Source organism: Blautia sp. OM07-19 (assembly GCF_003481595.1).
Taxonomy (GTDB): domain Bacteria; phylum Bacillota; class Clostridia; order Lachnospirales; family Lachnospiraceae; genus Blautia_A; species Blautia_A intestinihominis.
The window spans coordinates 105573-127548 of record NZ_QULA01000009.1 but is presented as its reverse complement, the minus strand read 5'-3'; the positions used below and the strand labels follow the sequence as shown (position 1 = coordinate 127548).

General features: G+C 45.3%; 17 protein-coding genes and 4 tRNA genes. 13 read left to right on the top strand and 8 right to left on the bottom strand.

Annotated features, from left to right (window positions below):
• Window positions 1-120: 120 nt before the first annotated feature.
• From DXC01_RS08855 to DXC01_RS08845, 3 genes are all read right to left on the bottom strand, one after another.
• The gene (locus tag DXC01_RS08855) at window positions 121-1437 is read right to left on the bottom strand and encodes an IS4 family transposase (RefSeq protein WP_243111582.1); all 1317 of its coding nucleotides are present in this window, start codon (window positions 1435-1437) and stop codon (window positions 121-123) included.
• A gap of 159 nt (window positions 1438-1596) precedes the next feature.
• Window positions 1597-1667: transfer RNA gene (locus DXC01_RS08850), tRNA-Trp, on the bottom strand.
• A 73-nt stretch (window positions 1668-1740) separates the two neighbouring features.
• Window positions 1741-1828 (bottom strand) — tRNA-Ser (locus DXC01_RS08845).
• A 198-nt stretch (window positions 1829-2026) separates the two neighbouring features.
• Here DXC01_RS08845 and DXC01_RS08840 point away from each other — a divergent pair.
• The 3 genes from DXC01_RS08840 to DXC01_RS08830 all read left to right on the top strand — a co-directional run bounded on the left by DXC01_RS08840 (window position 2027) and on the right by DXC01_RS08830 (window position 3257).
• A complete protein-coding gene (locus DXC01_RS08840; protein ID WP_022214418.1) occupies window positions 2027-2959 on the top strand; it encodes a serine O-acetyltransferase in 933 nt (310 codons plus the stop codon).
• 149 nt (window positions 2960-3108) lie between these two features.
• A tRNA-Gly gene (locus DXC01_RS08835) sits at window positions 3109-3179 on the top strand.
• A gap of 5 nt (window positions 3180-3184) precedes the next feature.
• Window positions 3185-3257 (top strand) — tRNA-Gly (locus DXC01_RS08830).
• A 71-nt stretch (window positions 3258-3328) separates the two neighbouring features.
• Here DXC01_RS08830 and DXC01_RS08825 read toward each other — a convergent pair.
• Both DXC01_RS08825 and DXC01_RS08820 read right to left on the bottom strand, forming a co-directional pair.
• Entirely contained in the window at window positions 3329-3547 is a 219-nt protein-coding gene (locus DXC01_RS08825) for a DUF378 domain-containing protein (RefSeq protein ID WP_022214390.1), read from the bottom strand.
• 101 nt (window positions 3548-3648) lie between these two features.
• A complete protein-coding gene (locus tag DXC01_RS08820) occupies window positions 3649-4764 on the bottom strand; it encodes a DUF5067 domain-containing protein (RefSeq protein ID WP_118698741.1) in 1116 nt (371 codons plus the stop codon).
• Window positions 4765-4896: 132 nt separating this feature from the next.
• Between DXC01_RS08820 and DXC01_RS08815 the strand changes: the two genes are divergently transcribed.
• The 3 genes from DXC01_RS08815 (at window position 4897) to DXC01_RS08805 (ending at window position 8162) form a co-directional block, all read left to right on the top strand.
• On the top strand, window positions 4897-5826 hold the full coding sequence (locus DXC01_RS08815; protein ID WP_118698740.1) for an alpha/beta fold hydrolase: 930 nt from the start codon (window positions 4897-4899) through the stop codon (window positions 5824-5826).
• Between the two features lie 275 nt (window positions 5827-6101).
• The gene (malQ, locus tag DXC01_RS08810) at window positions 6102-7676 is read left to right on the top strand and encodes a 4-alpha-glucanotransferase (protein WP_118698739.1); all 1575 of its coding nucleotides are present in this window, start codon (window positions 6102-6104) and stop codon (window positions 7674-7676) included.
• A gap of 30 nt (window positions 7677-7706) precedes the next feature.
• A complete protein-coding gene (locus DXC01_RS08805) occupies window positions 7707-8162 on the top strand; it encodes a hypothetical protein (protein WP_118698738.1) in 456 nt (151 codons plus the stop codon).
• 40 nt (window positions 8163-8202) lie between these two features.
• Here the strand turns inward: DXC01_RS08805 and DXC01_RS08800 are convergent, their stop codons facing one another.
• Window positions 8203-8733 carry a VanZ family protein gene (locus DXC01_RS08800; RefSeq protein ID WP_118698737.1) on the bottom strand — a complete coding sequence of 177 codons (531 nt, stop codon included), beginning with the start codon at window positions 8731-8733 and terminating at the stop codon, window positions 8203-8205.
• Between the two features lie 181 nt (window positions 8734-8914).
• Here DXC01_RS08800 and thyA point away from each other — a divergent pair, with 181 nt between their 5' ends.
• Window positions 8915-9763, top strand: coding sequence for a thymidylate synthase (gene thyA / locus DXC01_RS08795; protein WP_118698736.1), 849 nt, complete (start codon window positions 8915-8917; stop codon window positions 9761-9763).
• Window positions 9764-9803: 40 nt separating this feature from the next.
• Entirely contained in the window at window positions 9804-10295 is a 492-nt protein-coding gene (locus tag DXC01_RS08790; protein WP_118252888.1) for a dihydrofolate reductase, read from the top strand.
• A 75-nt stretch (window positions 10296-10370) separates the two neighbouring features.
• Here the strand turns inward: DXC01_RS08790 and DXC01_RS08785 are convergent, their stop codons facing one another.
• Complete coding sequence (locus DXC01_RS08785) at window positions 10371-11396, bottom strand: branched-chain amino acid aminotransferase (RefSeq protein WP_022214398.1); 1026 nt, start codon at window positions 11394-11396, stop codon at window positions 10371-10373.
• A 229-nt stretch (window positions 11397-11625) separates the two neighbouring features.
• Here DXC01_RS08785 and ispG point away from each other — a divergent pair, with 229 nt between their 5' ends.
• The 5 genes from ispG to DXC01_RS08760 are packed head-to-tail and all read left to right on the top strand — an operon-like array spanning window position 11626 to window position 21614.
• Window positions 11626-12681, top strand: a complete 1056-nt coding sequence (gene ispG, locus DXC01_RS08780) for a flavodoxin-dependent (E)-4-hydroxy-3-methylbut-2-enyl-diphosphate synthase (RefSeq protein ID WP_022214399.1) — start codon at window positions 11626-11628, stop codon at window positions 12679-12681.
• 16 nt (window positions 12682-12697) lie between these two features.
• Entirely contained in the window at window positions 12698-17188 is a 4491-nt protein-coding gene (locus tag DXC01_RS08775; RefSeq protein WP_118698735.1) for a PolC-type DNA polymerase III, read from the top strand.
• A gap of 57 nt (window positions 17189-17245) precedes the next feature.
• Window positions 17246-19201 carry a fructose-1,6-bisphosphatase gene (locus tag DXC01_RS08770; protein WP_118698734.1) on the top strand — a complete coding sequence of 652 codons (1956 nt, stop codon included), beginning with the start codon at window positions 17246-17248 and terminating at the stop codon, window positions 19199-19201.
• Window positions 19202-19214: 13 nt separating this feature from the next.
• A complete protein-coding gene (locus tag DXC01_RS08765) occupies window positions 19215-20630 on the top strand; it encodes an amidophosphoribosyltransferase (protein ID WP_118698733.1) in 1416 nt (471 codons plus the stop codon).
• 51 nt (window positions 20631-20681) lie between these two features.
• Window positions 20682-21614: a YARHG domain-containing protein gene (locus DXC01_RS08760; RefSeq protein WP_118698732.1), complete on the top strand. Its 933-nt coding sequence runs from the start codon at window positions 20682-20684 to the stop codon at window positions 21612-21614.
• 109 nt (window positions 21615-21723) lie between these two features.
• Here DXC01_RS08760 and DXC01_RS08755 read toward each other — a convergent pair whose 3' ends face one another.
• Window positions 21724-21957 (bottom strand): helix-turn-helix domain-containing protein, encoded by a 234-nt coding sequence (locus DXC01_RS08755; RefSeq protein ID WP_118698731.1) that lies wholly within the window; start codon window positions 21955-21957, stop codon window positions 21724-21726.
• Window positions 21958-21976: the final 19 nt, after the last annotated feature.

Sequence of the window (21976 nt, the reverse complement as noted above, 5' to 3'; positions counted from 1 at the left end):
CAATGTCATTAACTTTATCAAAAAGCAGAAATCGTAAGCATTTATAAAACTATGATTCCTGCTTTTTGTTTTTTATATGGGCATACGTATCCCCTTCTCTTTATACTCGTATTTTTTAGCTCAGTATGCTCTTTTATGGGTATTCGAATAGTTTCCTGCTAACCGTCCTTTCGTTCTGGCATAATGCCGATCAGGACGAATGGGAACAAGATTCTTACTGATATCTTCGTATATTTGCTGAAATAATATATTTTTCTTTTGGTCATCCGTTTCAAGGAGTATATAAATCAGATCATTTTTTAAGATTCCAATACTAACAGTCTGATTGATCATCATTTTATGTTTTCTGTTTGCCTCTTTCTGATCCAGTTCACGCTCTGCGTCTAATATGATATCTTCGGCTAAATTGCTCAGATATATAGTGCTGTATATATCTTGTAATAACAGAATGGGTTTTGTACCTGTAAAATTTTCTAACTGTAATCGACTCTTTAGTGTTTCGTACGCAGTCTCTATTCCCCATCTCATATGATATAATTCTTTTATTTCTTCTGTATGAAATTCAGTTTGTGAAAGATTTGTAGCCAGAACTTCTAAACTTCCGTTTTCTAATAGGATTTTTACCATACGCAATGAAATTTCACCAAGTTCTTTCATACGTTCTCCATCCGGTGTCCCCTCGTAATGTCTGATCCTTGACTTATCAAGTTTTATTTTAACTAGCTGGTCATTTTCCGCTAAACTGCTTTGCTCTTTTTTGTAATCACTGCTTTTTAAACGTACGATAAATTTAATATCCTTATCCATCATATGTATAAACGCTGGCGTAGAAGGATAACCTCTGTCCATGATAATAATGTAGGGAATGCTGCCTATTGTTTCCGGTATACGCTCCATCTGTTTTTCAGCCAGGCGCATTTCATCAAATTTCACCTTATTACAGTCACTTTCCAGTATCATACGATTCATTATATCATAAATACAGCCTAATCCTATTTGAGCTTGGGGCTTTGTATTTTTTCGGCTTGCAGAACCATACAGTTTCAATGTTTCAGCAGTGGTAGGAATATTAATATCTGAGCCGTCAGCGGCTAATATCAAATGATCTTTGTAAGTTGAAAAGGTGGAATCTGCATAAAAGTTACGGTTATGATATTTATATAATTCTAAAAAAGCATCTGGATTAAGTTTCATACGCTGTTTCAGATATCCTGGTTTTGAAATAGACACACCAGGATGAGCAAGTTTCATATAATTTCTCAGTTCCAAGGCCAACGTCAGCCCCTTTCTGTTTATCATTGTGAAAAGAAGATCCTGAAGAGGCATTTTTCGAATTCTGGTAAAATGATTTTTATTACCGGATCGGCAAAATGCCTTAAATTCATCAGAACTCATTTTTTCTATATCCATGAATGTACGTTTCTGAGAATGTTTCATGTATAATCACATCCTTTTTTGAGCAGGTTCATGGCGTCTTTTTACAATATAAGCATATCAAAAAAAGCAGAAGATATCTAATCCTTTTAGGAATAAATATCTTCTGCTTTTAAGTTAATGACATTGTTGATTTATAAGGCTTTTCAGCGTTTCCAAGAGCAGGGGATGAGAGAATCGAACTCCCACCAAAGGTTTTGGAGACCCCTATCATACCATTTGACCAATCCCCTATATTATTGGAATAGTTGCAATTTCATCTGCAACAAAATGAATTATAGCAGATAATATTTTGTTTGTCAATAGCGGAGATGGAGGGATTTGAACCCTCGCGCCGGTTGCCCGACCTACCGCATTTCGAGTGCGGACCCTTCAGCCACTTGGGTACATCTCCGAATCTGAAACAGAATGTTCTGACCATGTTCCATTATATAGTCAGATCGCGGAAAGGTCAATTCTTTTTTTGCCGGGAAAAGAATCTTTTGTTGACGCGAAAACAATCCTATAATATGATATAAGGAAAGAAATCCGCAGAGTAGTAATACACCAAGTATTAGCATCTTTGCAGAAATTGCGGAAAGAGGTTAGATTCATGAACAGAAAAAAAGATGTGATTCTCAAAGCTACCGAAGCTTTGACCGAGAATTATAAAAAAGAAGAATTATTTATGCCAAAGAACAACCGTGAGCTTCCGAGCAGGGCAGCAATCATTGATGTTGTCAAGCAGCTTCGTTCAGTTATTTTTCCAGGATACTTCTGGAATGATTCGGCAGCGAAGATCTTCCCGGAGCATTTTGCAGGATATCGCCTGAATGACCTTTATGACATGCTCAAGGGACAGATCGAGATCGCACTTCTGTATGCGAATCCGGAACTTGAGCAGGATGGAGCACAGGAAGAGGCAGACCGTATCTGTGCAGGATTCTTTGAGCAGCTTCCGGATGTGCAGCAACGTCTTCTGAAGGATGTGCAGGCAGGCTTCGACGGTGACCCGGCGGCCAAGAGTAAGGAAGAAATCATTTCTTCTTATCCAGGTCTGTTTGCAATCTATGTATATCGTCTGGCGCATATTTTATATAAAGAAGAAGTTCCGTATATTCCGAGGATCATGACCGAGTATGCACATGGCAAGACAGGTATCGACATCAACCCGGGCGCAACGATCGGTGACTATTTCTTTATCGACCATGGAACTGGCGTTGTTATCGGTGAGACAACGGAGATCGGATGCAATGTGAAGCTTTATCAGGGTGTGACTCTTGGTGCGCTTTCTACCAGACAGGGACAGCAGCTTGCCAATGTCAAACGTCATCCAACGATCCGCGACAATGTGACGATCTATTCCAATGCATCTGTACTTGGCGGTGAGACTGTGATCGGAGAAAATACGATCATCGGTGGTAACACTTTCATCACAGAATCCATTCCGGCAAACACCAAAGTCAGTGCCAAGAGCCCGGAACTTGTGATCAAGAAATCAAGAAGTGCCGTTTCCAAGACAGATGTCTGGGACTGGGAAAACTAAGTCATTTTATGTATATAAAAACAAGAAAAAATATAAAATAAAAAAAATTGAAAAAATCAAAAAAACCTGTTGACAAATACTGAGTAATAAGATATACTCAATATCGTTGAAGCGAGCGAAACACAAACGCAACGCAAGCACAGCGATATGCGGGTGTAGTTCAATGGTAGAACACCAGCCTTCCAAGCTGGATACGTGGGTTCGATTCCCATCACCCGCTCTTATGCGATAGTGGCGTAGTTGGTAACGCGCGACCTTGCCAAGGTCGAGACCGCGGGTTCGAGCCCCGTCTATCGCTCTTAAGGACTCTGAGAATTCAGAGTCCTTTTCTTTTTGTTCTGTACATCTGAGGGCTGTCAGCATAGATCTTCAGCTGACTTTTTCTTCGCCTGCAGTCGTCATTCCATAGAAAGAAAAAAGATAGAGACCACAGAGACCAACCAGAGCATAGATGATTCTGGAAAGCCAGCTCATACTTCCGAACAGAAGGGCAACGAGGTTCAGATTAAAAAATCCGATCAGCCCCCAGTTCAGAGCTCCGATAATAGAAATCGTCAGTGCAAAACAATTCAGAAATTTATTTCCCATAGATGCTCATCCTTTCCTTGTTGTTGTAATCTTTAGTATCCCAGAAAGCAAAAAAAATATTCGCAGCAAAAATGTACTGCGAATATTTTTTAAAAATTAATTTACTGAACTTTGAGAATCTGAGATGTAACTGTTCCACCGCCAATCGTGAAAGCTTCGCCTGCCTGGATCGTTACGTCGGACTGATCCTTGAGTGTAAATGCCTGGCAGACATTTACAGTCTGTCCTGGATTAACCTCTGCCATGAACTGGTCTACAGCAGTATCATTTTCTGCGAGAATCGCAGCTTCCAGAGCTTGTCCATTCTGTGTTGCCTGAAGATTGACATCTACCATGGCGCTGGAAGGTGAACTTCCGTTGTTGGTGTAATCATAGTAGACAAGGATGCAGGAATTTCCGGCATAGTCCTTGGTAACACGGCATTTGGTGTAATGGATAGTGAATTTATCATTGCTCATATCAATAGTGCTGTCAGAAGTTGGCTGTGCATCAAGGTTTCCAGAATCAGAATTTTCAATCTCAGAGAGAGACTGGTGGATCTCATCCTGTACGTTGGTGAAGTTTGCAGACATTACTTTGACAGTTTCTGCATCGAGGGAAACAACTTTCCATTTGCCGTTCGCCTCAATCAGAGGGTAGTCAATATCAACTTCTGTATACTTGTCCTCGACAGAACCGGATTTCTCCTCGAGAAGAGAAGCAAGTTTCTGCTGAGTTTCTTCCTCTGTTATTGTCTCTCCTGCAAATGCAGTGGAAACGATCTGCTTGAGGAATTCTGTGATGGTTTCTTTGTAGATATCAGAACCGTCAATGTATTTGATATGTGCAGTGACAGTTGCTGTTCCGTTCTGGATGTTGAACCTGGTCTTCTTGATCTCGAAACTCATCTTCTGGTTGATGGTCTTGAAGAAGTTGGTGTAAGCAGTGCTTGTGATATCCGCGTTATCCAGTGCAGACATGTCATTGCTCTGCAGAAGTTCCTTCATACCATCAAAGTTCATTGCCTGAACATTTTCGAGATAGTTCTTGGTTGTGGAGATCGGTTTCTGACGTTCCATGAAATAGTATGCTGCCGCTCCGGCGACTGCGAGGATGAGAATGATCAGAAAGACGATCAGTCCGGTTTTCTTTTTTTTCTTTTTGGGAACTTTGATCTCTTCTGTTTCGGTAACAGATGCAGTATCAACAGTTTCCGGTTTATTTTTATTTTTTCGCATTATTGCCTCCTTTTTTTCTATTATAGCAGAGGAGAGCCTTACTTGACAAGGACAATTGCAGGCTCTTAAATTAACCTTAACAACAGAAAGAAAATGAGGGGATTTCTTTTTTACAAAGAGGAGGAAGTGCTTATGGCAAAAAAATACGAAGATTTTTTTCGGTCGGAAGCGGACGGGCTGGAGATCTCAGTCTTGTGTATCTGCCCGGAGGAGAAGCCGTATCGGGCGATCGTTCAGCTTGTTCACGGGATGTGTGAACATAAGGAACGTTACATACCATTTATGGAATATCTTGCAGAACAGGGATTTGTGACCGTGATCCATGACCACAGAGGACATGGAAGGAGTGTCCGTTCCAAAGATGATCTCGGATATATGTACGGTAGCGGAGCAGAGGGAATGCTCAAGGACATTGCGAAAGTAAATCATGACATCCGCAAATATTTCCCGGATCTTCCGCTGATCCTGATGGGACACAGTATGGGCTCGCTGGCAGTGAGGGCTTTTGCAAGTGAACATGATGACTGCCTGGATATGCTGATTGTATGCGGTTCACCGAGCGAAAACAAGGCAAGGATTCTTGGCAAAGCGATCGCAACGGCAGAGGGCAAAGTTCTGGGATATTGTCACAAGAGCCATGTGCTGGAGTCACTTTCTTTCGGTTCCTATGTATGGAAATTCCGAAAGGAAGGCAACAAAAATGCCTGGACCTGTTCAGATCCGGCAGTCTATCAGGCGTACACAGATTCCGAATTGTGCGGATTTACCTTTACAGACGATGCGTACATAGCACTTTTTGACCTTATGAAAAAAGCCTATGACATCCATAAATGGAGCTGCAAAAATCCAAGAATGCCGGTGCTTTTTATCAGCGGAGCCGAGGATCCGTGCCTTGGGAATGTCCGTAAGTTTGCCGGGGCAGTCCATGCGATGAGACGTGCGGGATATCTGGATGTAAAAGGCAAGCTTTATCCGGGAATGCGCCACGAGATCCTGAATGAAAAGGGCAAAGAAAGAGTCTGGAGAGATGTTGTGATCTATATGAAGAAGAAAGGATTCTGATATCCGGTGAATAAAAATCTGTTTTTTTCGAAATCCTAAAAACAAAAACGGAGATGTGGATGTGAGGAAAAAACAGATTTTTATGATGCTTTTGCTGGCAGTTTTCCTGACTTTAGCAGGGTGCCACGGTGAGAAACAAAGACAAGAAGAGGAACTGTTTGTAAGACAGGTAAGTGAAGAGGGCGTGTGCTCTCTTTTTTATTTATCTTGACTAAATGGGTATGGTATTGGTATAATGTGTTTTGTGAATATTTACCAGATTTGGAGGAGATAAAATGAGAGCAAGCGGCATTTTAATGGGTATATCCAGTATACCGTCAAAATACGGAATGGGATGTTTTTCAAAGGAAGCCTATGAATTTGTTGATCAACTGGAGCAGGCAGGACAGCAGTACTGGCAGATTCTTCCGTTAGGACCTACTGGATATGGAGATTCTCCTTATCAGTCCGTTTCTACTTTTGCAGGAAATCCGTATTTTATCAATTTGGAGGATCTGATCGAGAAGGGACTTCTGACCAGAGGGGAATGTGAGTCCTGTGACTGGGGTGGAAGCGAGTCTTATGTAGATTATGAAAAGATGTACATGTCCAGATATAAACTTCTTCGCAAAGCATATGAGAGAGCAGATCTTTCCAAGGATGAGGATTATGCAGATTTTCTGAAAGAAGAGCAGAACTGGCTGACAGATTACTGTCTGTTTATGGCGATCAAGAATGACCAGAAGGGTATCTGCTGGATCGACTGGCCGGAAGAACTCAAGGACCGTCATTCCAAAGCAGTCAGAGAAGCAGAGAAAGAGCTTGAAGAGGAGATCGATTTCTATCGTTTCCAGCAGTACTGCTTTACCACACAGTGGAGAAAGCTGAAAGCATACGCAAATGAGAAAGGTATCAGCATCATCGGCGATGTACCGATCTATGTGGCACTGGACAGCTCTGACGCATGGGCAAATCCGGAAATGCTGCAGTTTGACAAGGATCACAACCCGAAATCCGTAGCAGGATGCCCGCCAGATGCATTTTCTGCAACAGGACAGCTCTGGGGAAATCCTCTTTACGACTGGAAGAAATTAAAAGCGACAGGATATGACTGGTGGGTGCAGAGAATGCAGCACTGTCTTGAATTATACGATGTAGTGAGGATCGACCATTTCCGTGGCTTTGATGAATATTATGCGATCCCATACGGAGAGACGACCGCACAGAAGGGCAAATGGGAAAAAGGACCTGGAATGGATCTTTTCAATACCCTGAACAAAAAGATCGAGAACCTTCGCGTGATCGCAGAGGATCTTGGATTCCTGACAAAGAGCGTTCTGGAAATGCTCAAAGAAAGCGGCTATCCGGGAATGAAAGTCCTGCAGTTTGCTTTTGACGGAAGTGAGAACAGCTCTTATCTTCCATATAAATATGAACATAACTGCGTTGTCTATACAGGAACCCATGACAACGAGACGACCAAAGGATGGCTGGAAAACCTTCAGGGTCATGACAGAGACTTTGTAAGAGAATACATCAACTGCTATGAAGCACCGGTAAATGACTGTGTATGGGCACTGATCCGTACAGCTCTTGCAAGTGTGGCTGACCTGGCGATCATTCCGATCCAGGATTACCTCTGCCTTGGAAACGAAGCACGTATGAATGTACCGGCAACTTTGGGCGACAACTGGAAATGGAGACTGACCAAAGGACAGATTTCTGATATGATTCTGTATCATATGAGAGAGGTTACAAGAATCTATGGCCGTCTTTACAGAGAGCCGGTTGTTGAAACGGAAGAAGAGACCGAGGCTGACGAAAAAGAAGAATTGAACAATTCTGTAAAAGATGATAAGATAAAAAAATAATTTATTTTTTGCAAGTGAGAGGAGAAGCAGATGGAGGAACAGAACAAGCAGTCTGAACAGGAAACTTCCGGAGCAGAACCAAAGGAGCAGGGGACACCGACAAGAAGTTCCATTATCATGCTTCTTGCAGGTGTGTATCTTTTGTATACAGGATATAAGCTCTGTAAGGATGTACTGGATGGTGTGAATGGCAGCAGCTGGGGATTTTTTGCAGCGGGAGTCGGATTTCTGATCGTTGGAGTTGTTATGCTGGTGGTTGGCGGCAGAGACCTGATGAAGAAGGACAAGGCGAAGCGTGCAGCAGAAGCTGCAGCACAGGAGCAGATCCAGAAACAGCCGGAACCTGCAGAAGAGAAGAAATCTATGAGCATCGCACAGAGAGCACATCTGGCAGATGGACTTGACAATGAAAACGGAGATGACACAAATGCACAGGAAAGCAGTGTCTCCCTGGAAAAGAAACCAGAGGATGAAAAATCTGAATAAATCCTGTAAAATCACATAAGGATCAAAAATGCCGCAGACTTCAGGATCTGCGGCGTTTTTTACGCTTTTTTACAACTTTTTTCGGAGCATCCGGGTTATGTAAGGTTGACCAGCAGAAAAGCTGGACGAGGATGATCCCAATAAAAGCTCCACAGCTGTCAATGCAGACATCGCGGACAGCAGGGGTACGTCCTCCGACAAAAGACTGGTGGTATTCATCCAGTCCTGCAAATCCCACACAGAAGATCCCGGCGAGAAGAAACAGCCAGAAACCTCTCACGCGGTAAACGTAGAGCGGGAAAGAAATGGCAACAGCCAGAAGGAAATATTCTGTCATATGAGCTGCTTTTCGTACATAGAAGTGGATCTGGTCAGCTTCATAACTTAATTCATCGTAACTTTTTTCCTGGTGCAAAACCTCATTTTTGACCTCGACGATCTTGTAACTGATCTTGTAACTTAATTCCCCGGACACCTCCCCGGTCTGGGCTGAAAATGAAAAGATCAGGTACATCATAAGAAGCGCAGGCAGAAAAGATAAAGGCTTCAGTAATGTAATCAGTATTTTCATGGCACTAATAATAGCATGGAAGGTTCGAAATGTAAAGCCCGGGGAGATGTTACAGGCAGTTTTATCACGAACAAAACGCTGGTAAGAGACAGGGGGATATGCTATACTGAGTAGCAGAATGACGAATAAAAATACTGCTGACAGGGAGCTTTTGTGCGGCAGTATGAAAGGAGAAGTGTAAATGAGTTTAGCAGATGTTACTTTTATCAATATGTGCAAAGATGTAATAGAAAACGGAACCAGTACAGAAGGAGAGAAAGTCCGCCCGGTCTGGGAGGATGGAACTTCCGCGTATACGATCAAGAGATTCGGTGTTGTCAACCGCTATGATCTCCGTAAGGAATTTCCGGCACTGACACTCCGTAAGACAGCACTCAAGAGTGCGATGGACGAGATCTTATGGATCTGGCAGAAGAAATCCAACAATATCCATGACCTTCACAGCCATATCTGGGACAGCTGGGCAGATGAAGACGGCTCCATCGGCAAGGCATATGGTTATCAGCTTGGAGTCAAGCACCAGTACAAAGAAGGTATGATGGATCAGGTAGACCGTGTGTTATATGACCTTAAGAACAATCCGTACAGCCGCCGCATCATGACAAATATCTACGTGCATCAGGACCTTCATGAGATGAACCTTTATCCGTGTGCATATTCCATGACATTCAATGTGACCAAGGAACCAGGCAAGGATAAGCTTACATTAAATGCGGTACTGAACCAGCGTTCCCAGGATATCCTGGCGGCAAATAACTGGAATGTATGCCAGTATTCTATCCTTCTGATGATGATCGCGCAGGTTTGCGATATGGAAGCGGGAGAACTGGTCCATGTGATTGCAGACTGTCATATTTATGACCGTCATGTACCGGTCATCAAGGAACTGATCAGCCGTACACCATATCCGGCACCGACTGTGAAACTGAATCCGGAGATCAAAGATTTCTATGAGTTTACAACGGATGACCTAATCGTAGAAAACTATCAGACCTGGCCGCAGATCAAAAACATTCCAATCGCGATCTGATCGTCAGAAGAAACCAATAAAAACAGAAGGGGATTTTAACATGAATATTATCGTAGCAGCAGACAAAAACTGGGCCATCGGCAAAGATAACAAACTTCTTGTAAGCATCCCGGCAGACATGAAGATGTTCCGCCAGGAGACAACAGGCAAAGTCGTTGTCATGGGGCGCAAGACACTGGAAAGCTTTCCAAACGGACTTCCGCTCAAGAACAGAACCAATATTGTTCTTACCGGAAATAAAGATTACAAGGTAAAAGATGCTATTATCGTTCATACGATCGAGGAACTTCTGGAGGAAATTAAGAAATATCCGTCCGATCAGGTATACTGCATCGGTGGAGACAGTGTGTACAAACAGCTCCTTCCATACTGTGACACTGCACATGTGACCAAGATCGATTTTGCATACGAAGCAGACAGCTACTTCCCGAATCTTGACGAGATGCCGGAGTGGAAAGTGACTGCAGAAAGCGATGAGCAGACATATTTTGACCTGGAATATACATTCGTGAAATATGAGAGAGTAAAATAGGACAGTAAATTTCATAACAGAGCAAAAAACAAGGTGTGGAAAATTCTCCACACCTTGTCTGATCTAACGGGTAAATTATTCGATAACTTTGATCCATCCTTCTGGAGCTTCGATGCGTCCCATCTGGATACCTGTCAGTGTCTCGTACAGTTTCTTGGTTGTCGGTCCCATTTCTTCCATTCCACTTGGGAAATAGATTTCTTTGTCGTGGTCAACGATCTTGCCAACTGGAGAGATAACTGCAGCAGTTCCGCAAAGTCCGCATTCTGCGAAGTCTTTGACTTCATCCAGATATACTTCACGTTCCTCAACTTTGAGTCCGAGATAATGTTCAGCAACATAGATCAGGGAACGACGTGTGATGGATGGAAGGATGCTGTTGGACTTCGGTGTTACAACAGTGCCGTCTTTGGTTACGAAGATGAAGTTTGCTCCACCTGTCTCCTCAACTTTGGTTCTTGTTGCGGAGTCAAGGTACATGTTCTCATCGTATCCCTGACGATGTGCATCCATGATTGCATGAAGGCTCATTGCGTAGTTAAGGCCAGCTTTGATGTGTCCTGTTCCATGCGGTGCAGCACGGTCAAAGTCTGTGACACGGATCGTGATCGGCTTTGCGCCACCCTTGAAGTATGGTCCTACTGGTGTGGTCAGGATACGGAACTGATATTCATCAGCCGGTTTAACACCGATAACCGGGTTGCTTCCGAACATGTACGGACGTACATACAGGGTTGCACCTGAGCCGTATGGCGGTACGTAAGCTTCGTTTGCTTTGATGGTCTTGACAACAGCATCTACAAAACGATCCTCCGGGAATACTGGCATTTCCAGTCTCCTTGCGGAGTTTGCAAGACGCTCTGCGTTGAGGTCAGGACGGAAAGTAACGATATGTCCGTCTTCTGTTGTATAGGCTTTCATGCCTTCGAATACAGTCTGTGCATACTGGAAAACACAGGCACATTCATTCAGTACTACATTCGGGTCTGTGGTCAGTTCTCCTTCATCCCATTTGCCGTCCTTGAAGTTGGCAACATAACGATAATCTGTCGGGATATAGCCGAATCCTATGCTGCCCCAGTCAATGTTCTTTTTTTCCATAATATATATTCCTCCATTCCGTATGGCTGTCATTGTTACTGTTCATTCTGTTTGCAGTAACTTTTGTTTTTATTTTAGCACTTTATTGTGGTGACTTCAATGAAAACTTGTATTTTATACCCCAGTTCGTTATAATATGAAGCAGAGAAGGGGCAGTCTCTCTGAAGGCGGCTCCGTTTTTTTCAGAAAATCAGGTGTATGTGAAATACGATAAAATGGAGGGAAACTTATGTATCGCGACCATACAAAGGTAGTACAGATAGGAAACAGAAAGATCGGAGGAGGAAACCCTGTCCTTATCCAGTCTATGACAAATACCAAGACAGAAGATGTGGAGGCAACTGTCCGTCAGATCCTTGAACTGGAGGCGGCAGGATGTGAGATCATCCGCTGTGCAGTTCCGACAATGGAAGCTGCCGAGGCACTCCGTGAGATCAAGAAACAGATCCACATTCCGCTTGTGGCAGATATCCATTTTGATTATCGCCTTGCGATCGCAGCAATGGAGAACGGCGCAGACAAGATCCGTATCAATCCGGGCAACATCGGAAGCAGAGACAGGATCCAGGCAGTCGTAGATGTTGCAAAGGAGAGAAATATTCCGATCCGTGTCGGCGTCAACAGCGGTTCTCTTGAGAAAGAACTGGTGGAGAAATACCATGGAGTTACTGCCGAGGGACTGGTAGAGAGTGCACTGGACAAAGTCCATATCATAGAAGAAATGGGCTATGACAATCTGGTCATCAGCATCAAATCCTCTGATGTCATGATGTGTGCCAGGGCGCATGAACTGATCGCCCAGAAGACCGACCACCCGCTTCACGTAGGGATCACAGAGGCAGGAACTTTGTATTCCGGAAATATCAAATCAGCAGTCGGACTCGGGATCATTCTGTATCAGGGAATCGGTGACACGATCCGCGTTTCCCTGACAGGAGCTCCGCTTGAAGAGATCAAATCAGCCAAACGAATCCTCAAGACACTGGGGCTTCGCAAAGGAGGCATTGAAGTTGTGTCCTGTCCAACCTGCGGCCGTACCCGTATCGACCTGATCGGCCTTGCAAACAAGGTAGAGGCGATGGTTCAGGACATTCCGCTGGATATCAAAGTAGCGGTCATGGGCTGCGTAGTCAATGGACCGGGAGAAGCGAAGGAAGCGGATATCGGAATCGCCGGTGGAGTCGGTGTAGGACTTCTGATCAAAAAAGGAGAAATCGTAAAGAAAGTACCGGAGGAAGAACTTCTGGATACGTTAAGAGACGAACTGCTCCACTGGGAAGCGTAAGAAAGAGGCATCAGACATGGAAAAAGAATTTTTTGACGTATTTCCAAGCCTGAAGTTGAAAGATCAGCTAAAAGAATGGCTGGAAATGGTCACAGTTTCCAGGGTGACCTGCAATCCTGCAAAAACAAGGCTCTGGGTCTACATCCACAGTGAACGCTGGATCCACAAGAAGTTTATTTTTGCACTGGAAGATCAGATCGAACGGCAGTGTTTCCCGGGAATGGAGATGCGCGTGACTGTGATCGAGAGATTTCATCTGTCGAAGCAGTATTCTCCGTCGAATTTCCTCGAAATCTACCGTGCCAGCATGGAACTGGAACTGAAAAATTACAATATGCTGGAATATAATCTGTTCAAGCGGGCGCAGATTACTTTCCCATCAGATGAGGAGATGGATCTGGTCCTTCCGGATTCTGTGATTTCAAGGGAAAAAAGCGAGATCCTTGTGGAATATCTGCATAAGGTTTTCTGCGAGCGCTGTGGAATGAATCTTAAGATCAACCTTGATTTCCAGGAAGTACAGGAGAGCAAGTACCGCAGAAATGCCGCACTTCAGATCCGGCAGGAAGTTGCCAATGTCCTGAAACATGCAAAACTGACCCCGGAGACTGCCGAAGCACAGGAAAACACAGCAGAAGAAGCGACAAAGGAAAAATCCGACAGTTCCAAAACAAAGGACACCAAAAAATCCGGACAGGAACAGAAATCGAAGTTTTTTGACAAGAAAAAAGGACAGCAGAACGATTATCGTGGAGGCTTCCGTAAGGACAGCAATCCGGACGTTGTATATGGAAGGGATTTTGAAGGAGATACGATCCCGCTGGAGTCAATCACCGGTGAGATGGGCGAGGTCATGATCCGCTGTCAGGTAGAAGAAGTAGAGGCAAGAGAGATCCGAAACGAGAAGACGATCCTGATCCTTACTGTCACAGATTTTACGGATTCCATTGTGATCAAGATGTTCCTTCGAAATGAACAGGTTCCGGAAGTGACCGAACATGTCAGGAAAGGTGCGTTCCTGAAATTCAAGGGTGTCACCACGATCGATCGTTTTGACAGTGAACTGACGATCGGTTCGATCTCCGGGATCAAGAAGATCGCAGATTTCAGGAGCATGAGGATGGACACCAGTCCGCAGAAGCGAGTCGAGCTTCACTGCCATACCAAGATGAGCGATATGGATGGTGTTACCACAGCGAAGGATCTCGTCAAGCGTGCGTATGAATGGGGACACAAGGCGATCGCGATCACGGACCATGGCGTTGTACAGGCATTCCCGGAGGCAAACCACTGCTTTGATGCATGGGGCGGCTGTGTGCCGAAGGACTCTGATTTCAAGGTACTCTACGGTATGGAAGCGTATCTCGTAGATGACCTCAAGGGGATCGTTACCAACAGCGAGGGACAGTCGATGGACGGCAAATTTGTCGTATTTGATATCGAGACGACAGGATTTTCCCCGCTGACCTGCGAGATCATTGAGATCGGTGCGGTACGTGTCGAAAAGGGCGTGATCACAGACCGTTTTTCCACTTTTGTCAATCCGAAGGTTCCGATCCCGTACAGGATCGAGCAGTTGACCAGCATCAATGATTCTATGGTCATGGATGCACCGGATATCCAGACAATCCTTCCGAAGTTTCTGGAATTTTGTGAGGGCGCGGTCATGGTTGCGCACAATGCAGACTTTGATATGAGTTTTATCATTGAGAACTGCAAGCGTCAGGGACTTCCACAGGAATATACGTATGTGGACACCGTTGGAATGGCACGATTCCTTCTGCCGGCACTGAACCGATTCAAGCTGGATACGGTTGCCAAAGCAGTCGGTGTTTCTCTGGACCATCACCACAGGGCAGTAGATGATGCGGCATGTACGGCCGAGATCTTTGTGCGGTTTGTGGAGATGCTTCGGGAGAGGGATATTTTTGATGTAGATACGCTGAATGAGCAGGGAAATGTCTCTGTCAACACGATCAAGAAACTCCCGACTTATCATGCAATCATCCTTGCCAGAAATGAGACAGGACGCGTGAACCTGTACAAACTGGTAAGCCAGTCTCATCTGAAATATTACAGAAGGCGGCCTCGTGTGCCGAAGAGCCTTTTCCTTGAACTCAGAGAGGGACTTCTGATCGGAAGTGCCTGCGAAGCGGGCGAACTGTATCAGGCACTGCTTCGAAATGCACCGGAACCGGAGATCGCGAGACTTGTCAATTTTTATGATTATCTGGAGATCCAGCCGCTTGGAAACAATGCGTTTATGATCGCAGATGAAAAAAATGACCGCGTGAATTCCAATGAGGACCTGATCGAGATCAACAAGAAGATCGTCAAACTGGGAGACCAGTTCAAGAAACCGGTCGTTGCGACCTGTGACGTACACTTTATGGATCCGGAGGATGAGATCTACCGACGGATCATCATGGCAGGAAACGGTTTCTCGGATGCAGATAATCAGGCCCCGCTTTATCTCCGCACTACAGAGGAGATGCTGGAGGAATTTTCCTATCTGGGAAGTGAGAAGGCGGAAGAAGTCGTTATCACGAACACAAATAAGATCGCGGATATGATCGAGAAGATCTCCCCGATTCATCCGGACAAGTTCCCTCCGGTCATCGAGAATTCCGACCAGGATCTCAAGGATATCTGCTTCAATAAAGCGCATGAGATGTACGGAGAAAACCTTCCGGAGATCGTGGAGGAACGACTGAACCGAGAACTGAACTCTATCATTTCCAATGGATATGCCGTTATGTATATCATCGCACAGAAACTGGTATGGAAGTCCAATGAGGATGGTTATCTGGTAGGCTCGCGAGGATCAGTAGGATCTTCGCTCGCGGCGACGATGTCCGGTATCACGGAGGTTAATCCGCTTCCGCCACATTATCTGTGCCCGAACTGCAAATATCATGATTTTGATTCGCCGGAGGTAAAGAAATTCGGCGGTATGGCAGGTTGCGATATGCCGGATAAGATCTGCCCGAAATGCGGCACGAAGCTGAATAAAGAAGGATTTGATATCCCGTTCGAGACATTCCTTGGTTTCAAGGGTGACAAGGAGCCGGATATCGACCTGAACTTCTCCGGAGAATATCAGGCGAATGCGCACAGATATACAGAGGTTATCTTCGGAAAAGGTCAGACATTCAAGGCTGGTACGATTGGTACCCTGGCAGAGAAAACGGCATTCGGTTATGTCAAGAATTATTACGAAGAGCGTGGCCAGCACAAGCGTTACTGCGAGATCAACCGGATCGTCAAGGGCTGTACGGGAATCCGAAGAACGACAGGCCAGCATCCGGGTGGAATCATCGTTCTTCCGGTAGGTGTAGAGATCGAGAAATTCACACCGGTACAGCATCCGGCAAACGACGAAAACAGTGATATCATCACGACACATTTCGACTATCATTCCATTGACGGAAACCTTCTGAAACTTGATATTCTAGGACACGATGATCCGACAATGATCCGTATGCTCGAGGACCTTACAGGCTTAAGTGCCCGTGATGTACCTCTGGACAGCAAAGAAGTCATGTCGCTTTTTGCAAGTACGGATGCATTGGGAATCAAACCGGAGGATATCGGCGGCTGTAAACTGGGATGCCTTGGAATCCCGGAGTTTGGTACAGATTTCGCGATGCAGATGTTGATCGACACGAAGCCGAAATATTTTTCTGATCTTGTTCGTATCGCGGGTCTGTCTCATGGTACGGACGTATGGCTTGGAAATGCGCAGACTCTGATTGAGGAGGGCAAGGCGACGATTTCCACTGCGATCTGTACGCGAGATGATATCATGATCTACCTTATCAGCATGGGCGTAGAGAGCAGTCTTGCGTTTACCATCATGGAGAGTGTCCGTAAGGGTAAGGGACTTCGTGATGAGTGGGAAACTACCATGAGAGAACATAAGGTTCCGGAATGGTACATCTGGTCCTGCAAAAAGATCAAGTACATGTTCCCGAAAGCGCATGCGGCGGCTTACGTTATGATGGCGTGGAGGATCGCGTGGTTCAAGGTGTTCAAGCCGCTGGCATATTATGCGGCATTTTTCAGTATCCGTGCGACGGCTTTTTCCTATGAGACCATGTGTATGGGAAGGGAACGTCTGGACTATTATCTTGCAGAGATCCGCAAAAAAGGCGACGAGGCTTCCAAGAAAGAACAGGATTCGATCCGTGACATGAGGATCGTACAGGAAATGTACGCGAGAGGGATCGAATTCCTTCCGATCGATCTGTACAAGGCAAAAGCAAACAGATTCCAGATCATTGACGGCAAGCTGATGCCGGCACTGAACTGTATCGACGGAATGGGTGACAAGGCGGCAGAAGCAGTTGTAGATGCTGCAAAGCAGGGCAAATTCCTGTCAAAAGATGACTTCCGCGACAGGACAAAGGTCAGCAAGACAGTCATTGACCTGATGGACGACCTGGGAATTTTTGGGGATATCCCGCAGTCCAATCAGTTTTCATTATTTGACAATGTGCTTGTCTGAAATTTGGGATTACCGGTATGGGGACCGGATATGCTACCATAGTTAAAGGAGAAGAAGATGAAAAAAGAGGAATTAAGGTATTTACAGAGACTGGCAGAACTGTATCCGACGATCGGAAAGGCATCGACAGAGATCATCAATCTGCAGTCTATTCTGAACCTTCCAAAAGGAACAGAACACTTTATGTCAGATATCCATGGAGAATATGAGGCATTTGCCCATGTGCTCCGCAACGGTTCGGGTGCAGTCCGCAAGAAGATCGACGATGTATTCGGACATACCTTAAGCAACAGTGACAAGCGTGCGCTGGCTACGCTTATCTACTATCCGAAAGAAAAGATGCGTCTGGTCAAAAAGATAGAAGAAGATATGGAAAATTGGTACAAGATCACGTTGTACCGTCTGATCGAAGTCTGCAAGACCACTGCATCCAAATATACCCGATCCAAAGTCCGCAAGGCACTGCCGGCAGATTATGCTTATGTGATCGAGGAACTGATCACGGAGAAGGCAGAAGTACTGGACAAAGAAGCTTATTATGATTCTATCGTAAATACGATCATTGAGATCGGCCGTGCGGAGAATTTCATCATAGCCCTGGCAGAGCTGATCCAGCGTCTTGTTGTCGATCACCTTCATATTCTGGGAGATATTTTTGACCGTGGACCGGGACCTCATTTCATTATGGACCGTCTGATGGAGTACCATTCTCTGGACATTCAGTGGGGAAATCATGATGCAGTCTGGATGGGAGCAGCTGTTGGACAGCAGTCCTGCATCGCAACAGTCCTCAGAAACAGTCTCCGCTATGGAAATCAGGATATCCTGGAGGATGGATATGGGATCAACCTTCTGCCGCTTGCAACGTTTGCGATGGAAGTATACAAGGATGATCCGTGCAGTGTGTTTGAGATGAAGGGAACTTCTAATTATAATGCAGCCGAGAAAGACCTTGGACAGAAGATGCACAAGGCGATCGCTATCATCCAGTTCAAACTGGAAGGCCAGCTCATCCGCCGTCATAAGGAATTCCACATGGAAAACCGCTGTCTGCTCCATCGGATCGATCCGGAAAAATGCACGATCACACTTCCTGACGGTAAGGAATATCCACTGCTGGATACAAATTTCCCGACGATCGACTGGAAGAAGCCATATGAGCTGAGCGCAGGTGAGAAGGACGTGATGGAACGTCTGGAATCTGCATTCCGTAACTGTGAGAAGTTGCAGAAACATATGAGCCTTCTGCTTGACAAAGGCGGTCTCTACAAGACTTTCAACGGAAATCTTCTGTTCCACGGATGTATTCCTTTGAATGAGGATGGAAGTCTCAAGGAAGTCCAGATCTATGGCAAGACTTACAAGGGCAAAGAACTCTATGATGTACTGGAGGCTTATGTAAGGAGAGCGTTTTTTGCTGTGGACAACGAAGAGCAGCGTAAGGGCAGGGATATCCTCTGGTTTATCTGGGCGAGCCCGAACTCCCCGTTGTTCGGCAAAGACAAGATGACAACATTTGAAAGATATTTTATTGCAGACAAGGCAACGCACAAAGAAGTGAAAGGTGCATATTATCGTCTTCTGGAAAACGAAGAAGTGATAGACAGTCTTCTCAGAGAGTTTGGACTGGATCCTGCGAAGGGGCACATCATCAACGGACATGTGCCGGTACATCAGGGAGAAGGCGAGAGCCCGGTCAAATGCGGCGGCAAAGTTATTGTCATCGACGGTGGTTTTTGCAAAGCATACCACAAGGTTACCGGAATTGCAGGATACACACTGGTATACAATTCCTACGGACTGATCCTCTGTGCACATGAGTCATTTACTTCTGCGGAAGATGCGGTTTCAAAAGAAAGTGATATTGTTTCCAACCGGGTAGCGGTTCATTATACAACAAAGAGAAGACTGGTAGGAGATACAGATACCGGAATTGCTCTCAAGGAAAAGATTGGCGAGCTGATGCAGCTTCTGGACGCATACCGGCGAGGAATCATCAAAGAGAAAAAATAAGGAGAAAAACGACATGGGTGGAATTTTTGGAGTAGCTTCAAAAACCAGCTGCGTGCTGGATTTGTTTTTTGGAATTGATTATCATTCTCATCTGGGAACCAGAAGAGGCGGAATGGCAGTGTATGATCCGGAGAAAGGTTTTGACCGTGCGATACATAATATCGAAAACTCACCGTTCCGTACCAAATTTGACAAAGATGTTTCTGAACTGCAGGGGAATTTTGGAATCGGCTGTATCTCAGATAATGAACCACAGCCGCTCCTGGTCCGTTCTCATCTTGGGAATTTTGCGATCACAACAGTCGGCAAGATCAACAATATGGAAGAACTGATCGAGAAATGCTTCAAAGACGGATGTACACATTTCCTTGAAATGAGCGGGGGAAACGTAAATCCTACAGAAATGGTCGCATCTCTTATCAACACCAAGGATTCTATTGCAGAGGGGATCCGTTACGCACAGGAAGTGATCGACGGTTCGATGACGATGCTGCTTCTGACTCCGAAAGGACTGATCGCAGCCAGAGACCGCCTGGGACGTACACCGCTGATCATCGGACGCAAGGAGGATGCACGCTGTGTTTCTTTTGAGAGCCATGCATACATTAATCTTGGATACGAAGATGAGAAATCTCTGGGACCTGGCGAGATCGTTTTTGTGACTTCGGAAGGAATCGAAACGCTTCAGAAACCAGGAGAAAAGATGCGTATCTGTTCCTTCCTCTGGGTATACTATGGATATCCGACTTCGACCTACGAAGGTGTCAATGTAGAGGAAATGCGTTATAAATGTGGTGATATGCTCGCCGAGAGAGATGCAGGACAGGTGCATCCTGACATTGTAGCCGGTGTCCCGGATTCCGGAATCGCCCATGCGATCGGTTATGCGAACCGTTCCGGTGTACCTTTTGCCCGTCCGTTTATCAAATATACACCGACCTGGCCGCGTTCTTTCATGCCGACACAGCAGAGCCAGAGAAACCTGATCGCCAGAATGAAACTGATCCCGGTGCACAAACTGATTAAGGACAAGAGCCTTTTGATGATTGACGATTCTATTGTCCGCGGTACACAGCTTCGCGAGACAACAGAATTTCTTTACCGCAACGGTGCGAAGGAAGTACATATCCGTCCTGCCTGCCCGCCGCTGCTTTATGGATGTAAATATCTGAATTTCTCCCGTTCCAAATCCGAGATGGATCTGATCACCAGGAGAGTGATCGCGAAGAGAGAGGGAGAGAATGTAGATGACAAGATCCTTGCGGACTATGCAGATCCGGATTCCACGAACTACAAGGAGATGCTGGAGGAGATCCGTAAGGAACTTAATTTTACCACCCTGAAATATCATCGTCTGGACGATCTGACTGCATCCATAGATATTGAACCATGTAAGCTCTGCACATACTGCTGGAGCGGAAAAGAGTAACAAAGACAGAGGCTTCTGGTAAGGAACTGTCGGAAAATCGAGGTGACACAGATGAGAAAAAAACAAAGACTTAAGATACTGCTGAAGATCCTGATCTCACTTTTTATTATATTTGGTGCAGCTGCAATTCTGCTGGCAGGAATCAGAAAGACCAGGATCGAGGCAAGACAAAAGCAGGAGGCGATGGAGGCACTTAAGAATGTACCGACGGCAGCTCCGACTGTTTCTGTGACACCTTCTCCGAGTCCGACTCCGAGTCCGACAGCAACACCGACCCCGGTTCCGACGGTCGTGGCGGCTTTTGACCCGAATGATTTCTGGGATTACTGGTACAGTACGGATGGAACTGCAACGATCAATGTCTACGACATCAGTCTGGATAAGATTTCGTTCAGTTTTTATCAGACCGACCGCAATCAGAGCCAGTCTGTTACGGCAGATGTTACGGCAGAAGTAGCCGGAAATGCAGCAAGATTTTATTTTAACGACTCTGAGGGAAACAGGGCTGCCGGGAATATTATTTTTGATAAAGGACAGCTGTATGTAAGGATTGCGACAGGTGACCCGGTCAGCAGCGTTTATCCGAACGTGAACTGCATCATGAGCAGAGATCAGGTATATCTTGAACCGGACCCGACAGCGACACCGATACCGGAGGAAGAACCGGACCCGACACAGACGGATACACAGACAGGAGAGTACTTTTTCCCGGACAGTGACAGTCGTTATCTGACAGATGAGGAAGTAGCTGTGTACAGTTCGGACCAGCTTGAACTGGCGAAGAATGAGATTTATGCCCGTCATGGCAGACAGTTTGTCACACAGTATATTTCAGATTATTTCAACAGTAAGTCCTGGTATCAGGGAACCATAGATCCGGATACTTTTGATGCACAGCAGGATTCGATCTTTAATGAATATGAGATGGCAAATATTTCCAAGATCGCAGAGTGGGAAGAACGAAAATCCGGTGAGGGGAATTAAATGACGAGCGTGCTGCTGGCTCCGTTTCATAAGTAATGAAAGAAAAAGCACCCGTTTGACATACAGAAAAGATGTGTATGTCAGGCGGGTGTTTTTGACCGCAGATTCATTATTTGGCTGCTTTGAGTGGCTTGATCGGCTCTTTGTTATCTGTTCGTCCTACAAGATAATCAATGGTGGTATCGTAGTAATCTGCAAGACGGATCAGCATTTCAACCGGAATTCCACGGGAACCTGTCTCGTAGTGAGAGTAAGAACGCTGGCTGATATGAAGGACTTCGCCAAGCTGTTTCTGGGACAGGTCAGAATCAATTCGGAGATCCTGAATACGTTGATATTTCATGAGAACACCTCCTTAGTTT

What these genes read in the sequence shown, in the direction of transcription:
- DXC01_RS08775 (WP_118698735.1), top strand. Translation starts at nt 12,698, where the DNA reads ATGGAAAAAGAATTTTTTGACGTATTTCCAAGCCTGAAGTTGAAAGAT.
- ispG (WP_022214399.1), top strand. Translation starts at nt 11,626, where the DNA reads ATGTATCGCGACCATACAAAGGTAGTACAGATAGGAAACAGAAAGATC.
- DXC01_RS08765 (WP_118698733.1), top strand. Translation starts at nt 19,215, where the DNA reads ATGGGTGGAATTTTTGGAGTAGCTTCAAAAACCAGCTGCGTGCTGGAT.
- thyA (WP_118698736.1), top strand. Translation starts at nt 8,915, where the DNA reads ATGAGTTTAGCAGATGTTACTTTTATCAATATGTGCAAAGATGTAATA.
- DXC01_RS08785 (WP_022214398.1), bottom strand. Translation starts at nt 11,396, where the DNA reads ATGGAAAAAAAGAACATTGACTGGGGCAGCATAGGATTCGGCTATATC.
- DXC01_RS08840 (WP_022214418.1), top strand. Translation starts at nt 2,027, where the DNA reads ATGAACAGAAAAAAAGATGTGATTCTCAAAGCTACCGAAGCTTTGACC.
- DXC01_RS08855 (WP_243111582.1), bottom strand. Translation starts at nt 1,437, where the DNA reads ATGAAACATTCTCAGAAACGTACATTCATGGATATAGAAAAAATGAGT.
- DXC01_RS08825 (WP_022214390.1), bottom strand. Translation starts at nt 3,547, where the DNA reads ATGGGAAATAAATTTCTGAATTGTTTTGCACTGACGATTTCTATTATC.
- DXC01_RS08800 (WP_118698737.1), bottom strand. Translation starts at nt 8,733, where the DNA reads ATGAAAATACTGATTACATTACTGAAGCCTTTATCTTTTCTGCCTGCG.
- DXC01_RS08820 (WP_118698741.1), bottom strand. Translation starts at nt 4,764, where the DNA reads ATGCGAAAAAATAAAAATAAACCGGAAACTGTTGATACTGCATCTGTT.
- malQ (WP_118698739.1), top strand. Translation starts at nt 6,102, where the DNA reads ATGAGAGCAAGCGGCATTTTAATGGGTATATCCAGTATACCGTCAAAA.
- DXC01_RS08760 (WP_118698732.1), top strand. Translation starts at nt 20,682, where the DNA reads ATGAGAAAAAAACAAAGACTTAAGATACTGCTGAAGATCCTGATCTCA.
- DXC01_RS08755 (WP_118698731.1), bottom strand. Translation starts at nt 21,957, where the DNA reads ATGAAATATCAACGTATTCAGGATCTCCGAATTGATTCTGACCTGTCC.
- DXC01_RS08790 (WP_118252888.1), top strand. Translation starts at nt 9,804, where the DNA reads ATGAATATTATCGTAGCAGCAGACAAAAACTGGGCCATCGGCAAAGAT.
- DXC01_RS08805 (WP_118698738.1), top strand. Translation starts at nt 7,707, where the DNA reads ATGGAGGAACAGAACAAGCAGTCTGAACAGGAAACTTCCGGAGCAGAA.
- DXC01_RS08815 (WP_118698740.1), top strand. Translation starts at nt 4,897, where the DNA reads ATGGCAAAAAAATACGAAGATTTTTTTCGGTCGGAAGCGGACGGGCTG.
- DXC01_RS08770 (WP_118698734.1), top strand. Translation starts at nt 17,246, where the DNA reads ATGAAAAAAGAGGAATTAAGGTATTTACAGAGACTGGCAGAACTGTAT.